Annotated in this window: 28 protein-coding genes and 1 pseudogene; 11 read left to right on the forward strand and 18 right to left on the reverse strand. The window is 71.2% G+C overall.

Going from position 1 to position 25,235, the window contains the following annotated elements; translation table 11 throughout:
* The first annotated feature begins 53 nt into the window (after positions 1 to 53).
* Positions 54 to 1,316 (forward strand): carboxylate--amine ligase, encoded by a 1,263-nt coding sequence (locus GRX01_RS00790; RefSeq protein WP_201289460.1) that lies wholly within the window; start codon positions 54 to 56, stop codon positions 1,314 to 1,316.
* 235 nt (positions 1,317 to 1,551) lie between these two features.
* Here the strand turns inward: GRX01_RS00790 and GRX01_RS00795 are convergent, their stop codons facing one another.
* From GRX01_RS00795 to GRX01_RS00810, 4 genes are all read right to left on the reverse strand, one after another.
* Complete coding sequence (locus GRX01_RS00795) at positions 1,552 to 2,616, reverse strand: deoxyhypusine synthase (RefSeq protein WP_159662452.1); 1,065 nt, start codon at positions 2,614 to 2,616, stop codon at positions 1,552 to 1,554.
* 119 nt (positions 2,617 to 2,735) lie between these two features.
* A complete protein-coding gene (locus GRX01_RS00800; RefSeq protein WP_159662464.1) occupies positions 2,736 to 3,503 on the reverse strand; it encodes a Nif3-like dinuclear metal center hexameric protein in 768 nt (255 codons plus the stop codon).
* 99 nt (positions 3,504 to 3,602) lie between these two features.
* Entirely contained in the window at positions 3,603 to 4,493 is an 891-nt protein-coding gene (locus tag GRX01_RS00805; protein WP_159662466.1) for an arginase family protein, read from the reverse strand.
* A gap of 4 nt (positions 4,494 to 4,497) precedes the next feature.
* On the reverse strand, positions 4,498 to 4,875 hold the full coding sequence (locus GRX01_RS00810) for a translation initiation factor IF-5A (RefSeq protein WP_159662468.1): 378 nt from the start codon (positions 4,873 to 4,875) through the stop codon (positions 4,498 to 4,500).
* 131 nt (positions 4,876 to 5,006) lie between these two features.
* Between GRX01_RS00810 and GRX01_RS00815 the strand changes: the two genes are divergently transcribed.
* A complete protein-coding gene (locus GRX01_RS00815; protein WP_159662470.1) occupies positions 5,007 to 5,456 on the forward strand; it encodes a hypothetical protein in 450 nt (149 codons plus the stop codon).
* A gap of 45 nt (positions 5,457 to 5,501) precedes the next feature.
* Here the strand turns inward: GRX01_RS00815 and GRX01_RS00820 are convergent, their stop codons facing one another.
* The 4 genes from GRX01_RS00820 to GRX01_RS00835 all read right to left on the reverse strand — a co-directional run bounded on the left by GRX01_RS00820 (position 5,502) and on the right by GRX01_RS00835 (position 8,427).
* Complete coding sequence (locus GRX01_RS00820; RefSeq protein ID WP_159662472.1) at positions 5,502 to 6,272, reverse strand: SDR family NAD(P)-dependent oxidoreductase; 771 nt, start codon at positions 6,270 to 6,272, stop codon at positions 5,502 to 5,504.
* Positions 6,273 to 6,295: 23 nt separating this feature from the next.
* Positions 6,296 to 6,763, reverse strand: a complete 468-nt coding sequence (locus GRX01_RS00825) for a desampylase (protein ID WP_159662474.1) — start codon at positions 6,761 to 6,763, stop codon at positions 6,296 to 6,298.
* A gap of 17 nt (positions 6,764 to 6,780) precedes the next feature.
* Positions 6,781 to 7,374, reverse strand: coding sequence for an NUDIX hydrolase (locus tag GRX01_RS00830; protein WP_159662476.1), 594 nt, complete (start codon positions 7,372 to 7,374; stop codon positions 6,781 to 6,783).
* A gap of 102 nt (positions 7,375 to 7,476) precedes the next feature.
* Entirely contained in the window at positions 7,477 to 8,427 is a 951-nt protein-coding gene (locus GRX01_RS00835) for a diacylglycerol/lipid kinase family protein (protein WP_159662478.1), read from the reverse strand.
* 13 nt (positions 8,428 to 8,440) lie between these two features.
* Here GRX01_RS00835 and GRX01_RS00840 point away from each other — a divergent pair, with 13 nt between their 5' ends.
* Positions 8,441 to 9,178 (forward strand): PHP domain-containing protein, encoded by a 738-nt coding sequence (locus tag GRX01_RS00840; protein ID WP_321167844.1) that lies wholly within the window; start codon positions 8,441 to 8,443, stop codon positions 9,176 to 9,178.
* Between the two features lie 52 nt (positions 9,179 to 9,230).
* Here GRX01_RS00840 and GRX01_RS00845 read toward each other — a convergent pair whose 3' ends face one another.
* Positions 9,231 to 9,644 (reverse strand): Lrp/AsnC family transcriptional regulator, encoded by a 414-nt coding sequence (locus GRX01_RS00845; protein WP_159662482.1) that lies wholly within the window; start codon positions 9,642 to 9,644, stop codon positions 9,231 to 9,233.
* A gap of 97 nt (positions 9,645 to 9,741) precedes the next feature.
* On the opposite strand from GRX01_RS00845, the gene carA reads away from it, so the two are divergent.
* Both carA and GRX01_RS00855 read left to right on the forward strand, forming a co-directional pair.
* Positions 9,742 to 10,809, forward strand: a complete 1,068-nt coding sequence (gene carA / locus GRX01_RS00850) for a glutamine-hydrolyzing carbamoyl-phosphate synthase small subunit (RefSeq protein ID WP_159662493.1) — start codon at positions 9,742 to 9,744, stop codon at positions 10,807 to 10,809.
* A gap of 90 nt (positions 10,810 to 10,899) precedes the next feature.
* Complete coding sequence (locus GRX01_RS00855; protein WP_159662495.1) at positions 10,900 to 12,756, forward strand: Rieske (2Fe-2S) protein; 1,857 nt, start codon at positions 10,900 to 10,902, stop codon at positions 12,754 to 12,756.
* A gap of 22 nt (positions 12,757 to 12,778) precedes the next feature.
* Here the strand turns inward: GRX01_RS00855 and GRX01_RS00860 are convergent, their stop codons facing one another.
* From GRX01_RS00860 to ahbB, 7 genes are all read right to left on the reverse strand, one after another.
* Complete coding sequence (locus GRX01_RS00860) at positions 12,779 to 13,510, reverse strand: HAD family hydrolase (protein WP_159662497.1); 732 nt, start codon at positions 13,508 to 13,510, stop codon at positions 12,779 to 12,781.
* Between the two features lie 69 nt (positions 13,511 to 13,579).
* A complete protein-coding gene (gene lwrS, locus GRX01_RS00865; protein ID WP_159662499.1) occupies positions 13,580 to 13,966 on the reverse strand; it encodes an LWR-salt protein in 387 nt (128 codons plus the stop codon).
* A gap of 12 nt (positions 13,967 to 13,978) precedes the next feature.
* On the reverse strand, positions 13,979 to 14,263 hold the full coding sequence (locus GRX01_RS00870; protein WP_321167845.1) for a 4a-hydroxytetrahydrobiopterin dehydratase: 285 nt from the start codon (positions 14,261 to 14,263) through the stop codon (positions 13,979 to 13,981).
* A 190-nt stretch (positions 14,264 to 14,453) separates the two neighbouring features.
* Entirely contained in the window at positions 14,454 to 15,371 is a 918-nt protein-coding gene (locus GRX01_RS00875; RefSeq protein WP_159662503.1) for a DUF7260 family protein, read from the reverse strand.
* A gap of 97 nt (positions 15,372 to 15,468) precedes the next feature.
* A complete protein-coding gene (gene hemA / locus GRX01_RS00880; protein WP_159662505.1) occupies positions 15,469 to 16,800 on the reverse strand; it encodes a glutamyl-tRNA reductase in 1,332 nt (443 codons plus the stop codon).
* Entirely contained in the window at positions 16,793 to 17,431 is a 639-nt protein-coding gene (locus GRX01_RS00885) for a precorrin-2 dehydrogenase/sirohydrochlorin ferrochelatase family protein (protein ID WP_321167846.1), read from the reverse strand. Before GRX01_RS00885 ends, hemA begins: the two co-directional genes overlap by 8 nt.
* 172 nt (positions 17,432 to 17,603) lie before the next feature.
* Complete coding sequence (gene ahbB / locus GRX01_RS00890; protein ID WP_159662507.1) at positions 17,604 to 18,698, reverse strand: siroheme decarboxylase subunit beta; 1,095 nt, start codon at positions 18,696 to 18,698, stop codon at positions 17,604 to 17,606.
* Between the two features lie 200 nt (positions 18,699 to 18,898).
* Between ahbB and GRX01_RS00895 the strand changes: the two genes are divergently transcribed.
* Positions 18,899 to 20,245 carry a twin-arginine translocation signal domain-containing protein gene (locus GRX01_RS00895; protein ID WP_159662509.1) on the forward strand — a complete coding sequence of 449 codons (1,347 nt, stop codon included), beginning with the start codon at positions 18,899 to 18,901 and terminating at the stop codon, positions 20,243 to 20,245.
* A gap of 36 nt (positions 20,246 to 20,281) precedes the next feature.
* On the opposite strand, the gene GRX01_RS00900 is transcribed toward GRX01_RS00895, so the two are convergent.
* Complete coding sequence (locus GRX01_RS00900) at positions 20,282 to 20,680, reverse strand: DUF5778 family protein (RefSeq protein ID WP_159662511.1); 399 nt, start codon at positions 20,678 to 20,680, stop codon at positions 20,282 to 20,284.
* A 215-nt stretch (positions 20,681 to 20,895) separates the two neighbouring features.
* Between GRX01_RS00900 and GRX01_RS00905 the strand changes: the two are divergent.
* From GRX01_RS00905 to GRX01_RS00930, 5 genes and pseudogenes are all read left to right on the forward strand, one after another.
* A pseudogene (locus GRX01_RS00905) lies at positions 20,896 to 21,171 on the forward strand (ubiquitin-like small modifier protein 1); the annotation flags it as partial.
* 308 nt (positions 21,172 to 21,479) lie between these two features.
* A complete protein-coding gene (locus tag GRX01_RS00915) occupies positions 21,480 to 22,001 on the forward strand; it encodes a hypothetical protein (protein WP_201289461.1) in 522 nt (173 codons plus the stop codon).
* A gap of 114 nt (positions 22,002 to 22,115) precedes the next feature.
* On the forward strand, positions 22,116 to 22,877 hold the full coding sequence (locus tag GRX01_RS00920; protein WP_159662513.1) for an AzlC family ABC transporter permease: 762 nt from the start codon (positions 22,116 to 22,118) through the stop codon (positions 22,875 to 22,877).
* On the forward strand, positions 22,877 to 23,212 hold the full coding sequence (locus GRX01_RS00925) for an AzlD domain-containing protein (protein WP_159662515.1): 336 nt from the start codon (positions 22,877 to 22,879) through the stop codon (positions 23,210 to 23,212). Before GRX01_RS00920 ends, GRX01_RS00925 begins: the two co-directional genes overlap by 1 nt.
* A gap of 96 nt (positions 23,213 to 23,308) precedes the next feature.
* Entirely contained in the window at positions 23,309 to 24,586 is a 1,278-nt protein-coding gene (locus GRX01_RS00930; protein WP_159662517.1) for an MFS transporter, read from the forward strand.
* On the opposite strand, the gene GRX01_RS00935 is transcribed toward GRX01_RS00930, so the two are convergent.
* Positions 24,533 to 24,913, reverse strand: a complete 381-nt coding sequence (locus tag GRX01_RS00935; RefSeq protein WP_159662519.1) for a hypothetical protein — start codon at positions 24,911 to 24,913, stop codon at positions 24,533 to 24,535. The two genes, GRX01_RS00930 and GRX01_RS00935, sit on opposite strands and share 54 nt — an antisense overlap.
* Positions 24,914 to 25,235 lie beyond the last annotated feature (322 nt).

The raw sequence follows: 25,235 nt of genomic DNA on the forward strand, positions 1-25,235 counted from the left end.
CACGGATCGGCGCCGCATACTAATCGCGGGTCCCGCCCAACGTAGCGGAACGAATGGACTCCGCGAACGGGAGGCGCGAGCGCGCGCTGATCCCGACAGGGTACGACGGAGCGACGTGTGCGTGCGTCCGGTCGCTCGCACGGCAGGGAGTGGGCACGATCGTCGCATCGGAGAAGCCGGACGTCCCGGCGGCCGCGTCGCGCTACTGCGACGAGTCGGTCACGCTCCCGCCACCGCGAGCGGACCTGCTGACGTATCGGGACGCGCTCATGGCGCTGGCCGAACGCGACGACGTGCGGACGATCGTCCCGGTTCGCCCGGAGGACAGCTACGTGCTGTCGCGGTACGAGGCGTCGTTCGCCGAACACGTCTCCGTGGTCGTTCCCTCGATGCCGCAGTTGGAGCGCGTCTTCGACCGCCTCCAGCTCGCGGCGGCCGCGGAGGCGGCCGGCGTCCCGGTCCCCGAGACCCGGCGTCTCTCGGACGTCGACGACTGGACGCCGGAGTTGCTGATCAAGTCGCGATACAACGTCCTCACGGGTGCGTCCCTCGACGAACTGGGGCCGGCCGACGTGGACGTCGTGAAGGACATCCACCACGTCGGCCTCGGCGAGACGCCCGACGTGGCGAGGATCCGTGCCGAGATGGGTCACGACCCCATCGTGCAGGAGTTCGTCCACACCGACGGCGAGTTCATGTTCACCGGGCTGTACGACCACGGCGATCCGCTCGCGACGTTCCAACACCGCCAGATCCGCGGGAACTCCTACACCGGGGGCGGCGGCGTCTATCGCCGGTCGATCGCCGATCCCGAACTGGAGCAGGTCGGGCGGGCGCTGCTGGAGGAACTCGACTGGCACGGCCTCGCGTGCATCGAGTACATGCGCGACGCCGCGACCGGCGAGTACGTCCTGACCGAGATCAACCCGCGGATGTGGCAGTCGCTCCCGTCGACGGTCCGCGCGGGCGCCGACTTCCCCTGGTACTACTGGCTGGCGGCGACCGGACAGGCCGACGCGATCGACGACGGCTACGACGTCGGCGTCGGGACCCACATGCTCTACGGCGAGTTCGGCTACCTCATGAGCGTCCTGACGGACGACTCGCCACACGTCGAGCGACCCTCCGTCCCCGGCACACTCTGGGATATCGTCGCCTCGATCGTCCGTGAGCCTCACTTCGACTACCTCACGCTCGACGACCCCGGTCCGTTCGTCGCCGGAATCCGCAGAGCGCTCCCCGACGGCGTCGGCGACGGGCTCTCGCTGCTGCCGTGGCCCCGCCGCGCCGACGACCACGCGCCGCGACACTCCTGAGCGAGCCGGGACCGCGATCGGGACCGCCGCCGGTGTCAACGATCGAACCGGACGTGGCAACCGTTGTCACGAGCCGTCGGTTTCAAGGACGCCCCGAGGTATGCGACCGACACCCATGAGTCTCACCGGCTCCGACCGCGTCTTCTGCCACGACTGTGGCAGGGGATTCGACTCCGCAGCGGAACTCGAACGACACGTACGAGAGGAACGGATCGACGGGTAGCGGCTACCAGTCCTACTCGACCTCGACCCGCTCGCGCGCCGCCGCGACGAGCAGCGGGAGGAACACCGTCGCGTCGCCGTAGACGGAGGCGTTCTCCGCGTCCTTCTCCAGCTTCCCCCACGACCGCGCCTCCTCCAGCGTCGCCCCGGAGAGCCCGCCGGTCGCCTCCGGATCCATCGTGATCTGCACCGCGTAGTCGTACGCCCGCGGCGTCACGAGCATCGTCTGGAGCGTGAAGTTCTTCGGCACGCCGCCGCCGATCAGCAGGCAGCCGGCGTTGTCGGCCTCGAACGCCTGGTCCGTCAGCGGTGTCATGTCCGCCAGCGCGTCGAGCGTCAGGTCGGAGGTCTGGCTGTACATCCACGCCTGCAACCCGAGTACCGAATCCTGTACTGCAGGACAGTAGATCGGCACGTCGTGTTCGTAGGCCGCGGCGGCGACGCCGGGGCCCTCGTCGACGCCCTCGCGCTCGTTCACGGCGGCGTTCGCGCGGCCCAACTCGGCGGTCAACTCGGCGATGGAGACGGCGCCGTCGCGCTCGGCCAGCGGCGGGAACACCTCCTCGCGGAGGTGCGCCTCGAACTCCGCGAAGTGCTCCTGCGGGAGGTAGACGTTGTAGATCCGGTCGACCTCCTCGTCGCGGAGCTGCTCGTCGTGCTCGCGGAGGGTCTTCCCCTCCTGTCGTTCCTCGCCGTGGTGGTGCTTCCCGCCGATGGCCTCGATCGCGTCGTGGGTGAGGTTCGCCCCGGTCGTCACGAGCGCGTCGACGTAGCCGTCCCGGATGAGGTCGGCCACGATCCGTCGCATCCCGGTCGGCACCATCGCGCCCGCGAGCGAGACGAAGACGGTGCAGTCGTCGTCGGCCCACATCCCCGAGAGCACGTCCGCGGCGCCGTGGACCGACTCGGCGCCGATGCCGGCGTGCCCGTACTGCTCGACCAGTTCGGCGACGGTCATGCCGCCACGGACCCGCGCGTGCCCAAGCGGGTCGTGGTCGAACGCCTCGCGCTCGGGCCGGTGGTGGCCGCCGTCGCCGTGCTCGTGCTCGTCGCTCCCCTCGTGGCCCTCGTCGCTCATGTCCTGCCGTGCGGTCGGGGGGCGCTTGAACCGCGTGGTTCGCGGGGGCGCCTCGACGCCGGCGATCCCGACGACGCTGGCGGCCGGTTCCTCGCCGAGATGGTCGGCGAGCGTTCCCGCTACAGTCCCGTCGGGTGGTCGATGTAGTGCGTCTCCAGTCCCCAGTCGTCGGCGAGCGACTGCAGCGCGCGCACGCCGAACGTCTCGGTCGCGTAGTGGCCCGCGAGGAACACGGAGACGCCGGCCTCGCGCGCCTCGTGGTACGCCTTCCCCTTCCCCTCGCCGGTGACGAGCGCGTCGAGCCCCAGCTCCTCTGCCTCCCGCAGCCAGTCGCTCCCGCTGCCGGTGACGATCCCGACCGACTCGATCTCGTCGGGGCCGAACGCGAGCGTCTGTACGCCCTCCCCGCCGTGGTCCAACTCCGCCTCCAGCGTCGCCGCGAGCTCCTCGGCCGTGTAGCCCTCGGGCGCGACGCCGCGCTGGCCGACGTACTCCGGCCCGATCTCGCCGAACGGCTCGCGGTCGACGAGCCCGAGCACGTCCGCGACGCCGGCGCAGTTGCCCAGTTCCTGCTGGCCGTCGAGCGGGAGGTGCGAGACGTACAGGGACACGTCGTTCGCGACGAGCGGCTCGATGCGGTCGTACTCGCGGCCGGTCACGCGGTCCAGGCCGCCCCAGATCATCCCGTGGTGGGTGACGAGCGCGTCGGCGCCGAGGTCGACGGCGGCCTCGGCCGTCGCCTCGACCGCGTCGACCGCGAAGGCGACGGTCTCGACCTCGCCCGCGTCGCTCCCGACCTGCAGCCCGTTTGGGGAGGCGTCGAGGTCGGCGTACGCGTCGGTGTCCAGCTCATCGTCGAGTCGGTCGACGAACTCCGATCGCTGCATGGAGGGGCGTTCGACTGGCGGACGTTTGTAGCCACCGCGTCGGCGACGTGGACCGGTCACCGTGCCGGTGACGTGGACCGGTCCCGAACGCGGGAGAGTTCAGTTCGCGTCGGCGTGGGAGTACACCGCCTCCCGGAGCAGTTTCCCGGCCAGCGCGGCCGCCTGGCCGTCGTCGCGGTCGTTCACCTCCACCGCGTCGACGCCGACGCAGTGGGGCGCGACCGCGCGAACGGCGTCGCGCATCTCCCGCGGGGAGAGCCCGAACGGCTCCATCGTTCCGGTCCCCGGCGCGAACCCCGGGTCGGCGCCGTCGATGTCGATCGAGAGGTACGCGTCGCGGTCATCGAGGCCGTCGAACTCGCGCGTCCAGTCGGCCACGTCCTCGGGCGCGACGACGGTCACGTCGGGCGCGTCCGCGCGCTCCCACTCCTCCGGGGAGCCGGTGCGCGCGCCGAGGACCACGACCTCGTCGACCGTCGGGCGGTCGTCGGTGTCGGGGGCGTCCGCCTCGTCCGCCCCGTCAGCGTCGTCCGCGCCGTCGGCCGGGAGCCCGTCGAGGCAGCGGCGGACGACGCAGGCGTGGTTCAGCGGGTTGCCGTCGTACTCGTCGCGGAGGTCGAGGTGCGCGTCGAGCGTGACGAGCACGTCGGGGTCGGTCGCGCGGACGCCCCCCCAAGTGACGGTGTGCTCGCCGCCCAGGAGGAGGGGGACGGCGTCGTCGATGGCCGCCGCGCGAAGCTCGGCGCTCAGGTGATCGAGGTAGTCGTCGACCGCGTCCCACGCGGGCACGTCGCCCGCGTCGTGGACGCGGAGATCGGAGAAGAACGAGTCGGTTCGTCGGTCGTAGTCGTCGTAGGTCGAAGCGAACTTTCGGACCCTGTCGGGCCCGAAGCGGGTCCCCGGCTGGAACGTCGTCGTCGCGTCGAGCGGGGCGCCCGTGAGGACGTACGCCGCCTCGTCGCGATCGACGGACGCGCCGGGGAACCGCATGGAACTATCCGACGACTTTCCGCTGTCCCTCGTACTCGAGGTACTCGATGTTCTGGTCGGGCGTGAAGTCCTCGTCCTCGGGGACGCGCATCGTGAACGTCTCGTAGGTGTCGAGGTCCATGACCTGCGCGTCGTCGCCGGAGATGGAGACGACCTGCCCCTGCTTTCGCTGGATGATCGGGACCCAGACCTTCGCGTCGACGGGCTGGGAGAGCGAGCGTTTCCTGTCGTCGAACACGCCCTTGCCCTCGATGCGGGCCTTCGCGCTCCCGTGCTTTCCGGGCTTGGCGGTGCTGTAGGCGTTGATCTTGCAGGGGGAGTCGTCCATCATCACGTAGCTCCCCTCCTGCAGTTCGCGGACCTGCTTCTGCTCTCTCGGCATACCCCGCGATTCCCGTCGGACCGGTATAAACGGTTTGATAGCGCCGGAGCCGGGCGAGATCGGGCCCGCGGCTGTGACGAGCGAGCACGGCTCACTACGTGATTATGTCCCGTCAGGACGAAGGGGAGATCATGGCCGACGACACGGAGACACCGACCCACGCCGAGACACGACGCCAGGACGAGCCCCCGACTCACGACGAGGACGCCACATCCGAGAGCGACAACGGGCACACACGACCGGAGAGCGACGGCGAGGCGGCGCCGGCGACGCTCGGCGAGGAGAGCGGGACGGACGCCGACGCCCCTATCGCCGACGAGGCCTCGGTCGCCAAGGTGTACTACGAGGACGGCGAGCCGGTGGTGCTGGCGGCGGCGTTCGTCATCGAGGACTGGCCGTGGGTCGTCGGGTTCGACCAGATCGGCACGGACGGCTACGACTACGTCTCGATCCCGACCGAGCGGATCGTCGGCGTTCGCAGCCCGCGGTACGCCGTCTTCTCCCACAACGGCCACCGCGTCACCGCCTACGGCGTCATGGACGAGGAGATCCGGGAGTTCCGCGACCTCCTCCCGCTTTGAGACGCCGCGACGACGAGCGCGACGCCACCGCCGGCCGTGTCGACCTCACCAGTCGATGACCTCGCGGTCGCGCCAGAACCGCCCGCCGGGACCGTCACGGAAGCGCGCGAGCCACGTCGGGGTCTCGGCGCCCTCGGCGGGCGTTCGCGGCGCCTCCTCGCCGCCCATCTCGGTGTGGACCCAGCCGGGGCACACCGAGTTGGCGATGAGTCCCTCGTCGGCGTACTCGCCGTGGAGGTACTTCGTGAGTCCGTTGAGCCCCGTCTTGGTCACGCGGTAGGCGGGCGACCCGCCGGACTGTTCCTCCCCGAGCGCGCCCATCCCCGAGGAGACGTTGACGATCCGCGGCGTCTCCGTGTTCAGCATCGGCGGGATCGCGTACTTGCACAGCAGCATCGGCCCGCGGAGGTTCACCGAGATGGAGTGGTCGACGTGGTGGCTCCGCTCCTCGTGCAGCGCCGCGCCGAAGTGGCCGACGCCGGCGTTGTTGACGAGGACGTCGAGGCCGTCCTCGTCCTCGCCGATCCGGTTGAGCGCGTCCTGGATGTCGCCCTCCTGACTCACGTCGAGGGTGACGCGCTCGTACTCGTCGGGGAGGTCGTAGGTGACGCTGCGGACGCCCGCGTAGACTGTCGCGCCCAACTCGGCGAGGTTGCTCGCGATCTCGGCGCCGATGCCGCGGTTGGCTCCGGTCACGAAGGCTGCCTGTCCCGAGAGGTCGTCGTAGAGATCCGGCTCGGCGGGGCTGTCGCCGCGAGCGTGCGTGTCCACGTCGGGGGTGTCCGTGCCGCCCGCGTCGGCGTCGCTGTCGGTCATACCCGACGTTGACGGTCAGGGCATTACGGCGTTTCGACCCGGAGCGACCGGAACGACTCGCCGGTCCAGCGGTACGCGACGATCTCATCGGGCGCGACGATCGCGTAGACGGAGCCCGTCCACGTCGCCCGCCCGCGGTCGGTTTCGGAGGGCTCGGCCGGGCCGCGCGGGTGACTGTGATAGAAGCCGATCACGTCGCGGCCGTGGGCCTCGGCGTCCTCGATGGCGACGACCGTCTCCGCGGGGTCGAGTTCGTAGAAGCGCTCGGGATCGTCCGCGACGTTGGCGACGGGGACCGCCTCGGCGACGCGGTCGGCCGCGTCGGTTTCTACGACGCCGTCGCCCGCGCTGTCCGCGTCGCCCCCGCTGTCCACGTCACCACCGCGGTCGCCGACGAGCACGCCGCACACCTCCGCGGGCGCGCCCGCGGCCCGCCGCTCGTGGAGCGCGTCGCGGACGGTCGCCGGCAACAGGAGGCGATCGGCGGGCATGGGGTCGGTTCGTGGCGCTACTCGAAGTCGCGCCGCATGGCGATCTCGAACCACGGGCACAGGCGCAGTTGGCGATACCACTCGGGGTGCTCGTGGAGGTGCTCGTAGTCGACCCACAGTAGGCCCGCGATCTCCTCCTCGTCGGGGTCGAGCGCGTCGTCCTCCAGCGTGACCTTCAGGACCGCACAGACCTCCCACTCCAGCCCCGCGTTCTCGAAGTAGCGCTTGTACTCGAAGCGGTCGGTGAGCGCCACCTCGTCGTACTGGTCGGGAGTGATGCCGAGCTCCTCCTCCAGCCGCTGTCGGGTGGCCTCCTTCTGCGTCTGTCCCTCGACGGGGTGGGAGGCGACCGTGCCGTCCCAGTACGTCCCCCACAGGCGCTTGCCGGGCGCGCGTTGGCCCAGCAGGAGGCGACCGTTCGAGTCGAAGACGAGGCAGGTGAACGCGCGGTGGCGGATGCCGTCGCCGGTGTGGGCGTCCAGTCGGTTCACCGTGCCCTGCGGTTCGTCGTCGCTGTCGACGGCGATCACGTCCTGCATGGCGTTCTCGTGTTCCGGTTCCTCGGTCGCGGTCGCCGCGGCGTCGCTCGCGCCGGCGTCCTCAGTGCTCATGGCGCGTTCTGCGTCAGGCTGGACCATGACCGCTTCGGTCGACCGCGACGCGGCGGGGGTGGTCGGGTCGCGTCCGCGCGACCGGACGGGCGGCCCGAGGGGTCAGGAGACGTCCGGCGGGTTCTCCTCCGGGTGGGTGTCGTACGCCTCGCCGACGGCGAACCGCATGGCTCGGGGGCGGCAGCCGAACTCGACGTGGCGGCGTTCCACGAGCTCGCCGTCGAGCGAGAACTGCCGCGGCCTGGCGGCGTCGACGACGAGCGACGACGCCTTCACCCGCGTGAGGTGGGACGCGCCGCGCCGCAGGAACCGGTCGGCGGCGCCCCGGGCGAGGTAATCGATCGCAGGCGCGTCCTCGACCACGACGACGTTGAGCTTGCCGTCCTCCATGTTCGCCTGCCGGCGCTGCTCCCCCGGGAACCGTCGGCCGTTGCCGACGAGCAGCATCGCGGCCGTCCCCTCCCACGTCGGGTCGCGCTCGGACCCCACACGAACCTCCAGTTCCAGCCCCTCGAAGCCCCGCGTGTGCGCCATCGTCGTGAGAACGTACGCGAGCACGCCGAGTCGCCGCTTGGACGCCGGCTTCGTCCGCGCGCTCGACTCGGCGGTCAGCCCGCCGACACAGGAGTTGAGGAACGGTCGCGGCGGGAGCGCGTCGTCCCGGTCGATCTCCGGGTCCGCCGGGAGGTCGACGCTCCCCAGATCGATCCGGCGCCGCTCGCCGGATTCCAGCACCTCGAAGGCGTGGTCGACCCCGCGGATCCCGACGTTGTCGGCGAAGTCGTTGCCGGTGCCGGCGGGGACTACCCCGAGTTCGGTGTCGTCCAGGCGGTCGGCGTCGTCGACGCCGTGGACCACCTCGTTGAGCGTCCCGTCCCCGCCGCAGGCAGCGACGAGTTCGGCACCCCCGACGGCGGCCTCCCGGGCGAGGTCGTACGTCTCGCCGGCTCTCGTCGAGTCGCGGACGTCGAACCCGCGGTCGCGGGCGAGGTCGGCGGCGCGGGCGCTTCGCTTTCCGTCGCCGCTGTTGGGGTTCCTGACGAGGACGCGCATGGACGTGCTGTCGGTGCCACGGACAAAAGGCTCTACCGGCATCCGCAACACCGAAGCCCTCGGGGCGAGCATCGCCGCCGTGACCCGGTTCGCCGTCGACCTCCACAGCCACACCCGCTTCTTCCACGGCCGCGTCGGCCGCCCGACCGCCTACGACCCGGTCGGGCTGCGCCTCCAGACGGCGGCGGCCCGTCGACGCGGCCTCGACGCGCTCGCCGTGACGAACCACGACTACGCCTACTCCGCGGAGACCGCGTTCCCGACGGTGCCGGGGATCGAGGTGTCGACGACGCGGGGGCACGTGGTGATCGTCGGGGCGAACCCGCCGGCGCGGACGACGCCCGGAGAGCACACCCCCGAGGAGGCCGTCGCGCTCGCACACGAGCGGGGCTGTGCGGCGATCCTCGCGCACCCGTTCCGCGGGAGCATGGCCCGCAGGAGCGGTGCCGACTTCGACGCCGTGGAGATCAACGGAAAGAACCCCGAACACGAGTCGCGAACCCGCCGGCTCGCGGAGCGACTCGACCTCCCGCTGGTCGGCGGGAGCGACGCGCACTACCCGGTCGAGGTCGGGCGGGCGTACACGGTCGTCGATGTCGACGGCGACGAGCCCACGCCGCGGGCGGTCGCGGACGCGGTCCGCGCGGGTCGGACGGAGCCGGTGCTCCGGTTCGACGGCCTCCAGCGCGTCGTGGACCGCGCATATACCGCCATCCACGCTCGACGGTGGCGGGCCGGTCGGGAACGGTGAGGCGACCGGTACGGAACGGGGACGGGACGGGGACGACTCGTGCGGACCCGCGTCAGCCGAGCCGCTCGTCCAGAATGAGTCGCGTCTTCGTCCCCTCGATCTCGTCCAGCTCGCGGGCGCGCGAGATGAGCTCGTTGACCGCGCGGGTGTCGACGCAGTCGACGATGAGCACGATGTCCTCCTGTCCCGACACCTGCCACACGAAGTCCACCTCCTCCCAGTCGGCGAGCCGGTCGGAGACCGCGCTCGTGTCGACGTTCATGTCGACGGAGATCTCCACCATCGCCTTCACGTTCCCCGTGCGCGTGGTGACGGTGAACCGCTCGATCACCCCGTCGCTTGTCATCCGGTCGACGCGGTTGCGAACCGTCCCCTCGCTGGTGCCGACCTCCTCGGCGATCTCGGTGTACGGCGTTCGGGCGTCCCGTCGAAGGAGGTTGAGGATCCGCCGGTCCAGGTCGTCCATGCATGCCCTTTCCCGAGGCCCGGCAAAGAGATTACGAATTTCGTAACGAAGCTTCGAACGACGCACTTATGTTCCGCCCGACGCTGTGTATCTCGTAATGGCGGACGCCTACGTCGCCCTGGCCGACGGCCGTGTCTTCGAGGCACGCGCCCGCGCGCCGGGCCGGACACGTGGTGAACTGGTCTTCACGACCGCGTACACCGGGTACGAGGAGTCGCTCACGGACCCCTCCTACGAGGAGCAGGTCCTGACGTTCTCCTACCCGTTGATCGGCAACTACGGCGTCCGAGACGAGCGATTCGAGTCCGACCGCGTTCACCCGAACGCCGCGATCGCCCGCGAGTTCACCGACGACGTGGCCGAGTGGCTCGAGTCGGAGGGCGTGCCGGCGGTCGACCACCTCGACACCCGCGACATCGTCACGAGCGTGCGCGAGGAGGGCGCGATGGCCTGCGGCATCGCCGCCGGGCCGGACGCGACCCCGGAGGCGGCCAAGGAGGAACTGGAGGGGTGCGTCGAGATGTCCGACCACCTCGACATCGGCAAGCAGGTGTCGACGGACGAGCCGTACACCGTCGACGGCGGCGGCGAGTACGACGTGGCGCTCGTCGACTGCGGCATGAAGGGCTCCATCTCCTCCTCGCTGGCAGAGCGCGGCGCCGACGTGCACGTGCTGCCGTACGACGTGGACGCCGAGACGGTCACGGATCTGGACCCGGACGTGCTGTTCATCTCGAACGGCCCCGGCGACCCCGCGAACTTCGAGTCGGCGCAGGCCCTCGTCGAGAAACTCTCCGGCGAGATCCCGCTGGCGGGCATCTGTCTCGGCCAGCAGATCGTCGCCCGCGCGTTCGGCGGCGACACCGAGAAGATGGCGTTCGGACACCACGGCGTCAACCAGCCCGTTCGCGACCTCGAGACGGGGCAGGTCGTCATGACGACCCAGAACCACGGGTACTCGGTCGCCGACCCCGGCGACCTGCAGGTGACGCAGGTGAACGTGAACGACGACACCGCCGAGGGACTCGAGAGCGACGAGTGCGCCGTCGTCACCCGGCAGTACCACCCCGAGGCGAACCCCGGCCCGAACGACTCGCTGAGCTTCTTCGACGACGTGCTGGAGATGGCGGAGAACGGGTCGCGGACCCCGGCCACCGCCGACTGAAGCGAGGTCGAGCGCCCCCAGGAGTGTCCGGGTTCTTACAGAAACGACGTTCCGAGAACCTTCTTCGGGGTTCGTATCGTTCACTGACACATGGCAGTCGATGACACGAGTCACGGCGAGTTCCGCGAGGCGGTCGACCTCGCGGACCTCCGCGAGGAGGGGCGCGCGCTGACCGCCGTCGACGGGACGCCGATCGCGTTGTTCCACCACGAAGGCGAGGTCCGCGCGGTGAACAACCGCTGTCCACACATGGGCTTCCCGCTCACGGAGGGCAGCGTCGAGGAGGGCGTGCTCACCTGCCACTGGCACCACGCCCGGTTCGAGCTCTCCTGCGGCGACACCTTCGATCCGTGGGCCGACGACGTGGACACGTATCCGACCGAGATCCGGGACGCTGACGGGAACGTAGTGACTGTCAGCACGCTGGACGAGCGAGGCGAGTCCAGCGAAGGGACGGTGTACGTCTCCCCGGAGCCGCGACGCACGGAGCCGCCGGGGGTCCACTGGCGCGAGCGCCTCGACGACGGCCTCGAACAGAACCTCCGGCTCGTGCTCGCGAAGTCCGCCGTCGCGCTCCTCGACAGCGGAGTCGACCCCGCGGAGGTCGTCGAGCGCGGCGTCACGTTCGGCGTCCGAAACCGTGCCGACGGCTGGAGTTCCGGGCTCACGATCCTCACGGCGCTCTCGAACCGCCTCCCGGATCTCGACGAGCAGGACCGCAAGCGGGCGCTGTACCAGGGACTCACGGAGGTCGCCGGCGACTGCGACGGGGAGGCCCCGAAGTTCGATCAGGAGGCGTTCGCCGCCACGGACGTTCCCGTCGAGCGCCTGCGTTCGTGGTTCCGCGAGAACGTCGAGGTCCGCGACGCCGACGGCGCCGAGCGCGTGCTGCGCACCGCCGTCGCCGCCGGCCACGGCCGCGAGACGCTGACCGAGCTGCTCGTCACCGCGGCGACGGACCACCGCTACCTGAACACCGGTCACACCTTCGACTACGTGAACAAGGCGACCGAGGCGCTGGACCTGGTCGGTTGGGACGACGAGGAGCGGACCGCCGAGGTGCTCGCCTCGCTCGTGCGGGGGCTCGCGACCGCCGACCGCGCCGAGGAGACCTCGTCGTGGCGGCAGCCGGACGACCTCGCGACGATGTGCGAGGACACGTTCGCCCGCCTCGACGACCTCGTCGCCGCCGGGGAAGGGGAGACGTGGACCGAGCCGGACGACTTCACCGAGCGCCTGCACGCCGCCGACCCCGAGACGGTGTTCGACGCGCTGGAGGGGGCGATCGAGGACGGCGCGACCGTCGAGCAGCTCGCGAGCGCGGTGTCGTTTGCGGCGGCCAAGCGGGTGGCGCTGTTCGCCACCAGCAACGAGTTCAACGACTGGAACACGGTCCACCACACGTTCACGTTCGCGAACGCGGTCCACCGCGCGGCCGAGCGGACCGACGCGACGGCGCTGTACCGCGGCGTGTTCGACGCCGCCGTGAACGTGTATCTCGATCGGTTCCTCAACACGCCGCCGGCGCCGGAGGCGACGGGCGAGCCCGACGCCGACCCGGAGGCGGCGTTGGAGTCGCTGCGGATGGCGTTCGAACAGCAGGGGAAGGTGCAACGGGCGGGCGACGCGGTCGCGGACTACCTCGCCGCCGGCGGCGACCCCGACCGGCTGAAGGCGGAGCTGGGGAACGCGCTGCTGGTCGAGGACACGAACTTCCACACGTTTCAGGCGTACGAGGCGGCGTGTCGGCAGTTCGACGCCCGCGACGACCCCGACGAGCGTCGTGACTGCCTCGTCGCCGCCGCGCGCTACATGGCCGCCCACTACCCGACGCGCCGCTCGCGCGAGCAGACGTTCTCCATCGCCGCGCGACTGCTGCGCGGGGAGCGGATCGACGCCGCGGGGAACGCGGAGGGTTCGGGTTCCGGGGCGAACGCGGACGACTGACCGGGTCCCGTGACGCCCCCGATCAGTCGGTCACGTCGTCGTCGAGGCCGGAACCGTCCGCGCGAGCGGTCCCCGGTCCCGATTGCCACGCGGCGTCGTCGATCCCGGTCCGCGGCAGCTCGTCGAAGCTCCACACGCGGTGGTCCGCCCGGACGCAGCGCCCGCGCTGCTCGTGCCCGTGGCGCTCGACGTGGACGGCGTCCAGTCCCGCGTTCCACGCGGCGCCCACGTCGCTGTCGCCGTCTCCGAGGTAGACGCCGCGCTGGCTCGTCGGGTCGACGCCGATGTCGTCCATCGCGATCCGCAGCGGGTCGGGGGCGGGCTTCCACCCCGTCTCGTCCGAACACGAGAGGAACGTGTCGAATCGAGCGGTCAGGTCGAGCCGGTCGGTGACCGGGCGCGCGAGGAACTCCGCGCAGTGGGTGACGATCCCCATGGGAACGTCCCGCTCGTGGAGGTCGTCGAGCAGGCGCGCGGCGTCGTCGTGGAGGTACGATGCCTCGGCCCGCGCCCGGGGGTCCTCGACGGCGTGGAACGCCGGCCAGAACTCCCCCGGGTCGAGCCCCCACTCGCGAAGCAGCGGGTCGCGCGCGCCCGAGAGCCCGTGCCACAGCACCTCGGCCTGCCGGTCGGAGAACTCGTAGCCGATGCGGGATCCGACCCGGTCGAACACCTCGCGGGTGTACGACCACTCCGCGTCGACGAGCGTGCCGTCGAGGTCGAACAGCCAGAAGTCGTACGTGTCGGGGACCATCGAAGGGATACGGAGTAGGCCGTTCCCGCTGTTATATCTTCGCACCCTAACGGCCGGGTTTGCCGCCGCTTACCCGCCTTCCGCGGTCGAGTCCACTCGGATCGACGAGCCGAAGTACTTGTGCAGCGCCTCCCGGACCGAGTCGGCGCGGAACGCGGCCAGGTCCTCCCCGACGGCCGCCCGCAACGACTCGAGGTACGCCTCGTCGCTCTCGAACTCCGCGAACGTCGCCGACAGCACCTCGACGCCCTCGGGAAGGCGGTCGGCACAGAGCTGTCGCGCGTGCTCCTCGTCGTTCGCCTCCCCGTGCCACAGCGCGTCGCGAAACAGCAGCCATCCCTCCTCGCCCGGACGGGGCGCGGGGATCCGGAGCGCCGTCTCGAAGGCGTCCGGATCGATCCGCGCGCGCCGCGGCGAGAGGGTGAACCGGACCCGGAACACGTACGCCGCGTCCATCGCTCCCGCCCGTCACTCCGCGAGTTCGTTCAGCCGCTCGGCCAGGTCGATGTCCTTCCCGGTGACGCCGCCGGCGTCGTGGGTGGTCAGTCGAACCTCGACCTGGCGCCACTCGATCGTCATCGACGGGTGGTGGAACGCCTCCTCCGCGAGTCCGCCCGCGCCGGCCGCGAAGCCGACGCCCTCGAGGTACGAGTCGAACTCGAAGGTGCGGGCGATCTCGTCGGCGTCGGCGTCGTGGTGCCATCCGTCGGGCAGTTCCGCCGCGATCTCGTCGGCGTCGAGTACGTCGCTCACGCGTTCGCGGACGGTCGCCCGGGGCAAAAGCGTACCCCGGAGGGGCGACCCGTGGGAACGGCGGGCGAGCGGTCGGACGAGAACGGGCAGTCGGAACGGTCGAACGGCGACGGTCGGCCGGGACCGGTCGAGCGGAGGGTGTCGGTCGGAGGACGTCGAGCGGAGGGTGTCGAGACGCGTCCGGGGCCGGTCAGCGGTTGCACGCGGCCGACGCGAGCGCGGACTTCCCGTCGTCGATCAGCGAGAGCGTTTCCGCGCCCGCCGACAGCACCGGATACGGCGACGACAGCGAGCGGTAGAGGTAGTCGAACCAGCGACGACGGTCGTGCTCCTCGTCGTGGATCCGGGTCTGCCGGTCGGACAACAGCGACTCCACGCGTCCCTCGTGCCACTCCAGCCGTTCGTACGCCGCGACCAGGTCGGTGTAGGTCGCGTGCGACAGTTCGCGGTCGACGACGTCCTCCCCCGCGTCGACCGCCGGCGCGAGCGTCGACTCGGCCGTCTCGATCGACGACCGTTCGGTCTCCACCCGCGAGAGCAGGTCCGTCCGCTCCTCGCTCGCCCGCCGAGCGCCGCTCGCGAGCGTCGTCCGCAGGGACGGGGTCAGGGTTCCCCCCTCCTCGGCGAGCGCGCTCGCGACCGGGCCGGAGAACTCCTCGGCGACGTTCGTCGCGAGCGTCTCGTCGTACTCCTCCTCGTAGTGGGCCGTCGCCATCACGGTCTCGCGATAGGCCCGACGGGCGTCGACCAGTCCGTCGTCGACGGCGGCCCCGCCGGCCGGCACGGACAGGACGTTCGTCCCCCCGGCGGTCGGCGACGGACGCGTGCGTTCGGTGGGTTCCAGCCTCGCGACCCGGCGCCGGAACCGCTCGAACGCGTCCCGCTCGGCGCGCGTGCGGACCGCCTCCCGCGCGAGCGCATCGCGAGCGTCGTCGAGTCGCGTGAGCACCGCTCCCGCGGCGAGGACGAACACCGCGGTCAACCCCAGGACCGCGAGCGCGACGGCGACGTCCGGGTGCTCGCACGCCGCGGCCCGGCACACGGACTCCACGCCCAGTTCGACCCGTTCGGTCGAGAGCCGACCGACACCGTGGCTCGCTCCTTGCATGGGTCCACGTGTGACGGCATCGCACATCACAGTTTCCCCTACGACACGCGGCGAGAATGTTTCGTCCGAGGAATGCTGAAAACTCGCAGACAGCGGGTCACTCCTCGGAAAGCCGTTCGAGCACGCCGTCGGGGGCGTCGGCGCCGCCGTCGGGCGACCGAGCGCTCCCCGGCGTCGGCGGCGGCCCGTCGAACTCGGGGTCGAACAGCTGCATCGCCGTGTGGATCGTCGCCCAGTCGTCCTCGGCGGCCGCCTCGCGCAGGCTCTTCGTCGGCGCCGCGAGGAGCTGCCCGACGAGGGCGTCCGCGAGACCGGCGACGACCTCGCGCTGCTCGTCGGTGAGCTCGCCGTTCGCCTCCAGTTTCGCCATCGCCTCGCGCAGCTCGCGCTGTTTCGTCCGCTCGGCGGACTCGTACATCGCGGAGACCGCGTCGTCGGCGCGCTTTCGCTTGAACTCCTCGAGGAGCCGATCGAACTCCGCGTCGATCATGTCCTCCACGGCCCTCGCGGCGGCGGAGCGCCGCTCGCGCGCCTCGTCGGTGACGGTCTCGAGGTCGTCGATGTCGCGGACGGCGACGTCCGCACCCCCGGCGTCCGGGACGACATCGTGGGGCTGACCGAGGTCGATACACAGCGTCTCGCCGGCGTCGGCGACCGTCTCATCCCTGACGATCGGGTCCGCGGCGCCGGTCGCCGCGATGACGACGTCCGCGCGTTCGGTCGCCGCCGACAGGTCGTCGAGCCGGAGCGCCGCCGACTCGGTGTCGAGGTCCGCCGCGACGTGCTCGGCCGTCCGCTGCGTCCGGTTGGCGACGACGATCCGCGAGACCGGGGACGCGTCGAGCGCCCGCGCCGCGAGCAGTCCCATCTCGCCGGCGCCGACGACCAACGCCGAGGCGTCCGCGAGGTCGATCTCCCGGGTCGCGAGCTCGACGGCCGCCGACCCGAGCGACAGCGATCCCTCGTTGATCGCGGTCTCCGCGCGGGCGCGCTTGCCGACCTGATGGGCCTTCGAGAGGGCGTCGTCGAGCACGCCGCCCGACAGTCCGCCGACCTCGCGGGCCGCCTCGGCGGCGTCCTGAAGCTGCCCGAGGATCTGGTCCTCGCCGAGCACGAGCGACTCCAGCCCCGCCGCGACCCGCATGAGGTGCCGCAGGCTTTCCTCGTGGTCGAACTGGACGATGGCGCCCTCGCGGACGTCGGGAGAGAGCGCCTCCACCGCCGTCCGTGCGACCGCGGCGTCGTCGGCGGCGACGTACGCCTCCGCCCGGTTGCACGTCTGGATGGCGAACGCCTCCTCGATCCCCTCGCGCGAGATCAGATCCGACACGAGCGTCTCCGAGTCCACCGTCTGAGCGGACTCGATCTCCTCGACGGACGCGTTCGCGTGGCTGACGCTCACCCCCGCGATGACGCCGGTGTCAATCATGTATCTCCTCCATGACTCGGTCCGCTTCCTGCCGGCCGTTGGAGAGTCCCTCTTGTAAAGCCTTCCAAACCTCCGACGACCCGACCACCGCGCGAACCGCCTCCCGTCGGTCGGTCGGCGGGACGTCGGCCGCCTTCAGGTCGGCCCTGATCTCCGCCACCAGGTCCGCCATCGGCCCCGCCCCCTCGATCTCCGACTCGATCCGGCGGCGCAGTTCCTTCGAGAGCGCGGGCGCGGCGCCCCCGGTCGCCACTGCCGCGACGACGGACCCGTCGCGGACCGTCGCCGGGACGACGACGCTGCCGGCGTCGCGCCCCCCCGAGCGGTCCGCCCGGTTCACGAGCGCCCCGGCCTCGCGGGCGGCGCGCTCGGCCGCCCCGTTCACCGCGTCGTCGTCCGTCGCCGCGACGACGAGCGCCGGATCGAGGCGGTCGACCCAGTCGGCCACCTCCCCGGGCGCCGGCGCCGCCCGCACCAGCTCCGCGTCGCCGAAGTCGCGGTCGGCGAACGCCGGGCTCACGACGACCGTTCGCGCCTCGCGGGCGAACGAGCGGGCCTTGCGCGCGCCGACCGGTCCGCCGCCGACGACGAGCACGGCCTCCCCCTCGAAGTCGTGCAGCAGCGGGATCACGGGTCACGCTCCGCATCGTCGGGCGATTTCGCCCGGACTACATAAAGATCGATCCCCGGATCGCGAACCGTGGACCGCGGGCGAACCCGTTCGGGGCGAGCCGGCGACGGAACTCGTCGCACCACCGACGTGGACCGCGACCGTGGTCCGGTGAGCCGCGTTCCCCCCACGGTCACGCGTCCGTGGGCTCGCCGTCCTCGCTTCGCACCTGTGCGTCGGCGCGCTCGTCCAGCCGGATGCCCGTCTTCTTCAGGATCCGCGTCGAGAACAGCGAGTCCCACTCGTCGTCGTCGACGTCCCAGAACTCCGCCATCGTCTCGCGCACCTGCTCGATCCGGTGCTCGGACTCCGCCTCGTCGCGGCCGTGGGTCATCGCGAAGAAGTTGTACGGCCACACGCCCTCGTGGCGCGGGCGGTGATAGCAGTGGGTGACAAACCCGAGCGACGCGACCGCCGGACCGACCTCCGAGAGCAACTCGTCGGGCACGTCCCAGACGGTCATCCCGTTCTCGCTGTAGCCGAGCGCGTAGTGGTTGGGGATGACGCCGACGCGGCGCACCTTCCCCTCCTCGTTGAAGCGCTTGATCGTCCCGATCACCCACTCGACGGGCTGGTCGATCGCCTCGGCCACGTCCCCGTAGGGCGTCTCTGTGATCGGCAGGCCGCCCTGGATCTCGACGACGAGGTCGCGCTCGCGGGCGGTGATCCCGCGCTCCTCGGAGGGCTCGACCTCGGGGCCGAGCTGTGACAGGTCGAGGTCCCCGTCGCTCACGGGGCCGTCGAGCAGGAACTTCGCGCCGACGTGGAACTCCTCCCGTTTCGGGAGGTTATACGTCTCCTGTCCGGTGGCGTCCTCGACGTCCGCGAGCACGCGCTCGACCTCGTCCTCGCTCGCGACCGAAACGACGAACCACATGTTGAGGTGTGGGTGCTCGCGCTCGTAGTTGTGCGCTACCTCGCGGAAGCCGTTGACCGTCTCGGCCACCTCGTCGTAGCGCTCCTCGGGTGCGTGCATCGCCACGAGCGTCGCGGTGCCGCCGATCTCCTCGGCGTTCACGAGCGCGCCGAACCGTGAGAGCACGCCTCGCTCGTCCAGGTCGCGGACGGTCGCGAGCAGTTCGGCGGCGTCGACGTCGACGCCGCGCTCGGAGAGCGCCGCCGCGGCCGGCTCCCACGGGCGTTCGGTCACCGGGAAGCCGCCCTGGAAGGCGTTGACGACGGCACGTTCGAGCGTCGAGAGGTCGACGTCCGTCCCGACTTGGTCCATACCCGCGCTCGGGACGCCGCGAGCATAAGCACCGCGTTCGCGGGCGTCACGGATCCGGCCACGCGACGAGCGTCACAGGGTGCGCGACGAACGGGTACACGAGACGAGGACGATGGGGCGGCTGGTCCCGATCGCCCCGTGCCGCGTCGCATTTGGCAGTCGCTACTAATGTCCCTCGAGAGCGTACCGTCCACGGTATAATGGATCGACGACAGTTCCTGCGAACGACCGCGGCGACGGGGATCGCTGCGGTCATCGGTGGATGCGGAGGATCCGGAGCGGACTCCGACCAGCCACGGCCCTCCGAAACCGCCGCGACCCCCTTCGACACCCCCTCCACGTCGACCCCCGGACGGGCGACCGACACGGATCGATTCGACTCGGTCGTCGACCTCGCCGAGGCCGGCGCCGACGCAGACCGATCGCTCGTGCCGCACCTCGAACGACACCTTGCCGACGACACGATGGTGTACCTCCCCGCCGGCCGGTACCGCATGGACGACACCGTTCGCCTCCTGTCGTTCGACAACGTCGGTATCGTCGGCGACGGCGCCGTCATCGTTCCGCCCGACGGGTTCGACTCCACGCTCTTCGATCTCGGTCGGCCCGGCCGGGCGTCGAACCTGTTGTTCGAGGGGATCACGTTCGACTTCGGTGCGCCGGACACCGGGTCGCGCCCCGTCTCCGCGCTCGTCGACGACGGCCTCGTCATCCGCGACCTCGCGGTGGTCGGCAGGCAGGACGCCGGCAGAGCGATGCTTCGAGCCGACGTCACCGACGCGGACGGAACCGGCCTCGTCGAACGGCTCCGGCTCCCGGACGGCGCCGCGTACGAGACACAGTCGACCGCCTTTCTCGTCGGCGACCGTCACCGCGGCGAGCTTCGCTTCGAGGACTGTCGGATCGTCGGCTTTCCCGACAACGGACTGTACGCCGATCCCGATCACGGACGCGTCGAAGTCGTCGGCGGCTACTACGCGAACTGCGACATCTCGAACGTCCGCGTCGGCAACGACAGCGTCGTCCGCGGCGTTCACGTCAGGAACGACACCGCGTCGTCGGGGTACGAGAACATGCGCGGCATCCGAGCCACACACGGCGACGGCGTCCTGATCGAGGACTGCACCGTCGAGCTCGAGAGGGTTCCCGCGAGCGAGGGCGGACTCGTGATGAGCAGCCAGCTGACCGCCGGAACGGTCCGGAACACCCGGATCGAGGTCGACGCCGACGGGGTCAGCGCGATCAGAGCGAAGTCGCCCGACGACGCCTTGGCCGACGGGGAACTCGTGTTCGAGGACATCGCGGTTCGGGGGACCGCCGCGAACGGGGCGGCGATCGAGATGCTGAACCGAGAGGACTGTACGTTCGATCGGGCCACTGTCGTCCAGTCGGGAGCGTCCCGCGACGGGTTTCTGTTCGACTACGTCTCGAACGGGGTCATCCGGGACTCGCGCATCGACGTGACCGGCCGTCCGGTCGTGTCCGCCGACCGGGCGTCAGTCCAGGTGTCCGATTCGCACCCCCCAGAGGTGAACACCTCCCGGTAGGGAACTCGTACCGTCACCGCTCGGCGGCGCGAACGCTCAGGGAACGAGCGTCACGTCGTCGACGCCGTCGAGCGCGCGCACGTCCTCGCCGAGCGCCTCCTGGTCGACGCCGGCCTCGTAGTAGAACACGAGGTCGAACGTCCCCTCGCGGAGCAGCTGCTGACACTCCCAGACGAACTCCTCGTCCTCGAGAGTGAGCCCCTGGAACTGGTTCGATGAGAAGTCCGCGTCCTCGTTTCCGGCGTGGATGTACGACTCGCCCTTGCCGGCGTGCTCGGCGATGACCTCGTTGAGGTCGACGGTGAGTTCCTGCATCTCCAGGTCCTCTTGCCCGCCCAGCGACGTGTGCACGACCATACCGAGGAGTTCGATGTCGCCCGGCTCCAACAGCGCCTTCGTCCGCTCGTAGAGGTCCTGATCGATGGGGTCGGCCATGTCGCGTTGTCCGGTCACCGGAGGGATACCGATGACGGTTTCGCGTCGACCGGGTGCCCGCTCGCTGGGGATTCAGCCCGTTCGCCTCGTGGGGTCCCCCCGGTCGGCCGTGCACGTGCTCGCGGGTCGTTCCTCCCCGCTCGCCTCGCGGTCTCCCTTCGGTCGACCGCGCGCTCCCCGCGTAGCTTTTTGCCCGCCTCCCCCCACGTGTCCGTATGGAGCTCACGCTGAAGTTCTTCGCCACCTTTCGGGAGGCGGTCGGCTCGAAGATCGTCGACCGATCGTTCCCGGACGCGAGCACCGTCGGGGACGTGCTCGCGGCGCTGGAGGACGAGTACGACGGACTCGCGGGCGGCCTGCTCGAGGACGGGGACCTCAAGCCCCAGATCAACGTCCTGCTCAACGGCCGCGAGGTCCTCCACATGGACGGCGTCGAGACCGCGGTCTCGGACGGCGACACCATCGCCGTGTTCCCGCCGGTCGCCGGCGGCGACGTCGACCGCGCCCCTGCGGACGGGGAGTCCGACGGGACCGAAACCCGGACAGAGGCGTACCGCGGCATCTCCCGGCGCCTCGCGGTCCGCTACCTCCGGAACCTCGGCGGGGACCCCGACGGCCCCGACGAGGAGGCGACCGAGATCGCCGGCGACGGGTGGCGCGCGTCCGTCGCCGCCGAGAAGGTCGCCGCCGCGGGCGCCATCACGCTCACCGAGGTGACGGTCACCTTCGAGGGCGACCCCGGGGTGCTCGACGACCTGATCGACCGCTTCGGCCAGAAGGCGATGCGCGCCGGCGGGTGATGCCCGGTCGCGACGGCGGGGGCGAGGACGGAGAACGGACCGACGACAGCGATCCCGAAAACGGCGAACACGGAGCGGGGACCGACGACCCGGCCGACCCGTCCTACGACCCGGACACACGGGCGATGGGACACCCGATCGATCCCAACGCACTCATGATCGCGGCGGCGACCGCCAGCGTCGGCGCCGGACGGCTCCCCGAACTCCTCCGGACCGCCGACGAGCACCTCCGAACGCGACGCGAGGAGTACGAGCGGGCCTACGAGTGCGTCGACGACGACGGGGACGACGATGACGACGAGGACAACGGCGACGGCGGGGACGACGGCGCCTCGACCTACCTCGTTCCCGACGGTCACTGGAGCGAGGTGGGCGACGAACTCGGCGTGAACCGCCGGGAGGCCGACGCGCTCCGACGGGCCCACGAGCAGCACCTCCTGCGGCTCGGGACGAAACGGGGACGACGGCGGGAGTTCGAGTCGGCGCTGGAGCTTCGCGAGGCCGTCGTCATCAGGCGGTGACCGTCCGCGGACCGGCGGTCGCCGCGTTCCGTGGGCCTCCTCTCCGATCGCGTTCCATCCTCGTCCCCCTGCCGAGACCGGTGCCCCCTTGAGTGCGCGCGCCGCCGCACACACATGGACAGCCGCGTTCCCCCCGACCTCCGCGACGGGATCCGCGACACGCTCCCGCTGTTGCTCGGGATCGTGCCGTTCGCGCTCGTCGCCGGCGTCGCCGGCGTCGAGGCGGGGCTCACCCCGCTGCAGACGGTCGGCCTCTCGGTCGTCGTCTTCGCCGGCGCCTCCCAGCTCGCCGCGATCGATCTGCTCGGGCGCGACGCCGCCCTCGGCGTCGTCGTGCTCACCGTCGTCGTCGTGAACCTCCGAATGTTGATGTACTCCGCGTCGATCGCGCCGTACTTCCGCGACCTGTCGGCGCGCGTTCGCGCCGGCTGCGCGTACGTGCTCACCGACCAGGCGTACGCGCTGGCGCTGGCCCGCTACGTGGGCGACCGCGACCGCGGGACGTCGACCCGGCGCCCGTACTACTACCTCGGCGTCGCGCTCACGCTGTGGATCGTCTGGCAGGCGGGCACGGTCGTCGGCGTCGTCTTCGGCGCCGCCGTTCCCGATAGCTGGCGCCTCGGCTTCGCGGTCCCGCTCGTGTTCCTCGCGCTGCTCGTCCCCGCGGTCTCGGACGCGCCGAGCCTCGGGGCCGCCGTCGTCGCCGGCGCGGTCGCGGTGCTGGGCGCCGGACTCCCGTTCAACGCCGGGCTGATCGTCGGCGCCGTCGTCGGCGTCGCCACGGGGATCGCGCTCGATGAATCGGGCCTCGGGAACGGCGACGGGAGCGGTGGAGGCGGAGACGGGACCGATTCCGATCCCGCGGAGGGACACTGATGGCGACGAGTTACGGGCCGCTGTCGATCTGGGCGGTGATCGTCGCCGGCGGACTGGCGACGTTCGCGATCCGGCTGTCGTTCATCCACCTGTTCGGCCGCGTCGACGAGGTGCCCCCGTGGCTGGAGCGTGCGCTCGTGTACGTCCCCGCCGCGGTGTTGGCGGCGCTCGTCGCGCCGGACTTCGCGCCCGCGAGCGCGACCGTCGAGGCGGCGATCACGCCGGAACTGCTCGGGGGCGCCGCGGCGGTCGCCGCCGCCTGGAAGACGGAGGACGTGCTGTGGACGGTCGCCGCCGGAATGGTCGGCCTCCACGTCGCGCGCTTCCTCCTGTGAGCCTGTGACCCCGGAACCGACGACCGGCTCGGCCCGGAGACGGCGGCGATTGCCGGAGGGCCCGCGTACACCTCCCTCCCGACGGAACGCCCGCCGATGACCGAGTCGCTGCTGGCGGCCGCACGACGGGCGCCACGCGAGACGTGGGTGGTCGTCGGCGCCGTCTCCGCCTCGCAGTACCTCAACCACGCGTATCTCGTGTTGTTCCCGCCGATCCTCGCGGTCCTCTCGGGGGAGTTCACCGTCGGACTGGCGGCGCTGGGCGTCGCCCTCGGGGTACAGGGCGCGACCAACACGGCGTTTCAGCTCCCGTTCGGCCGCCTCGCGGACCGCTACGACCGGACGATCGCGCTCGGGCTCTCGTCCGTGCTCGGGGCGGTGGGGGTACTGGCGGCCGCCGCCGCGCCCACCTACGAGTGGCTGCTCGTCGCGCAGGCGGTCATCGGGATCGGCGTCGCGGGCCACCACCCGGCCCACTACCCGCTCATCTCCGATTCGACGCCCGAGGACCTGATGGGCCGGGCGTACAGCCTCTACGGCTTCGGCGGGTCGGTCGGCTTCGCCACCCCGCCCGTGCTCATCGCGGGCGTCGTCTCGGCGGGCTACTCCTGGCGCCTCGGTGTCGGGCTCATCGGCGCCGTCGGGCTCGCGTACGCCCTCGGAGTCACGTGGCTGTTCGCCGCCCGTGTCGACGACGCGGTCACCGCGCCGAACGTGCCCGACGACGGCGACGCGGACGACGCCGGTCCGACCGGCTCCCGATCGCGCGGCTCGTGGATCGCGCGAGCCCGGGCGTACCTCCGGGAGCTGGCGGCCGCCCCGGGCGTGCTCGCGCTGGCGCTGCTCGCGCTGGTCAGCTCCACCTCGAGCTGGGGGTTCACCAGCTACGTCGTCGTGTTCCTGCAGGACGGCTACGGGCTGTCGCTGTCGCGGGCGAACCTCGCGCTCACGGGGTCGTATCTCGTCGGCGCGCTCGCCGTCTTCGTCGGGGGCGACCTCTCGGACCGGATCAGCGCCGGGCCGGTGATGATCGCCAGCTTCGCCATCGTCGGCGTCCTCGTGGGCGTGTTCGCGCTCGGGACGGTCGGCCCGCTCGCTGCCGTCGGGCTCGTCCTCCTCGTCGGCGGCGCGCGCTCGATCGCCGGGCCGGCACGCTCGAAGCTGACCGACGCGCTCTCGCCGTCGGGGGCGACGGGGACGAGCTTCGCGATCACCACGATCGGGGTGATGCTCGGCAACGCCGTCGCGCCGCCGGCGTTCGGCTACCTCATCGAGACGGCCGGGCGTCGGGCGGCGTTCCTCGGCGTCGCCGGCGTCTCGCTACTCGCGGTCGTTCTCACTGTCTGGCTGATCGCCCGGTTCGGCGACGCCTGAGGCGGGGCGGTCCACGCCGTCGGCGTCCGTCGGCGCCGGGTCGTCGGTCGCGTCGACGCCGGCGGTCGACCGGTCCTCGTCGCCCGCGCGGTCGCCGCCGGCGACCGCGGCGCGGCGCTCCTGCGCGACCGCGATACGCTCGTGGGCGCGGACGAAGCGGTACAGCAGCCACAGGAGGAACGCGACGGATGCGAAGTAGACGACCGCAAGGATCTGCGACACGATGAGAACGGCGTAGAGGGTGACGAGGACGAACAGAACGACGACCGCGATCCCGGCTCGGGAACTCAGCGACTGTCGGAGGGTGGGCGGGGACTCGCTGGACACGAACCGCGATCCTCACGGGGAGGTGATAAATCGGGGCGGTAGGCGCGAATGGGAGGCGAGCGATGGGACGGTGATGTCACAACCACTGAGCACCAGCAGTTGTACCGCGAGCGAGCCAGCCGTCAGGCTGGCGAGCGAGCGGCCTTTTGGCATCATCAGACGCCTTCGGCGTCCGATCAGCAGCAGGAACGCGAAGCGTTCCTGCAGCATCGACGGGTTTTGGCGGGGTTCGACGAGCGAGCGCGGCGAGGCCGCGCGAGCGAGGAGGACCCCGTGAACGGAGGTCGTTCGTGGGCGGCTCGGGCCACGCGGCCTCACTCCG

Origin of the sequence: Halobaculum saliterrae (assembly GCF_009831625.1) — an archaeon.
Taxonomy (GTDB): Archaea; Halobacteriota; Halobacteria; order Halobacteriales; family Haloferacaceae; genus Halobaculum; species Halobaculum saliterrae.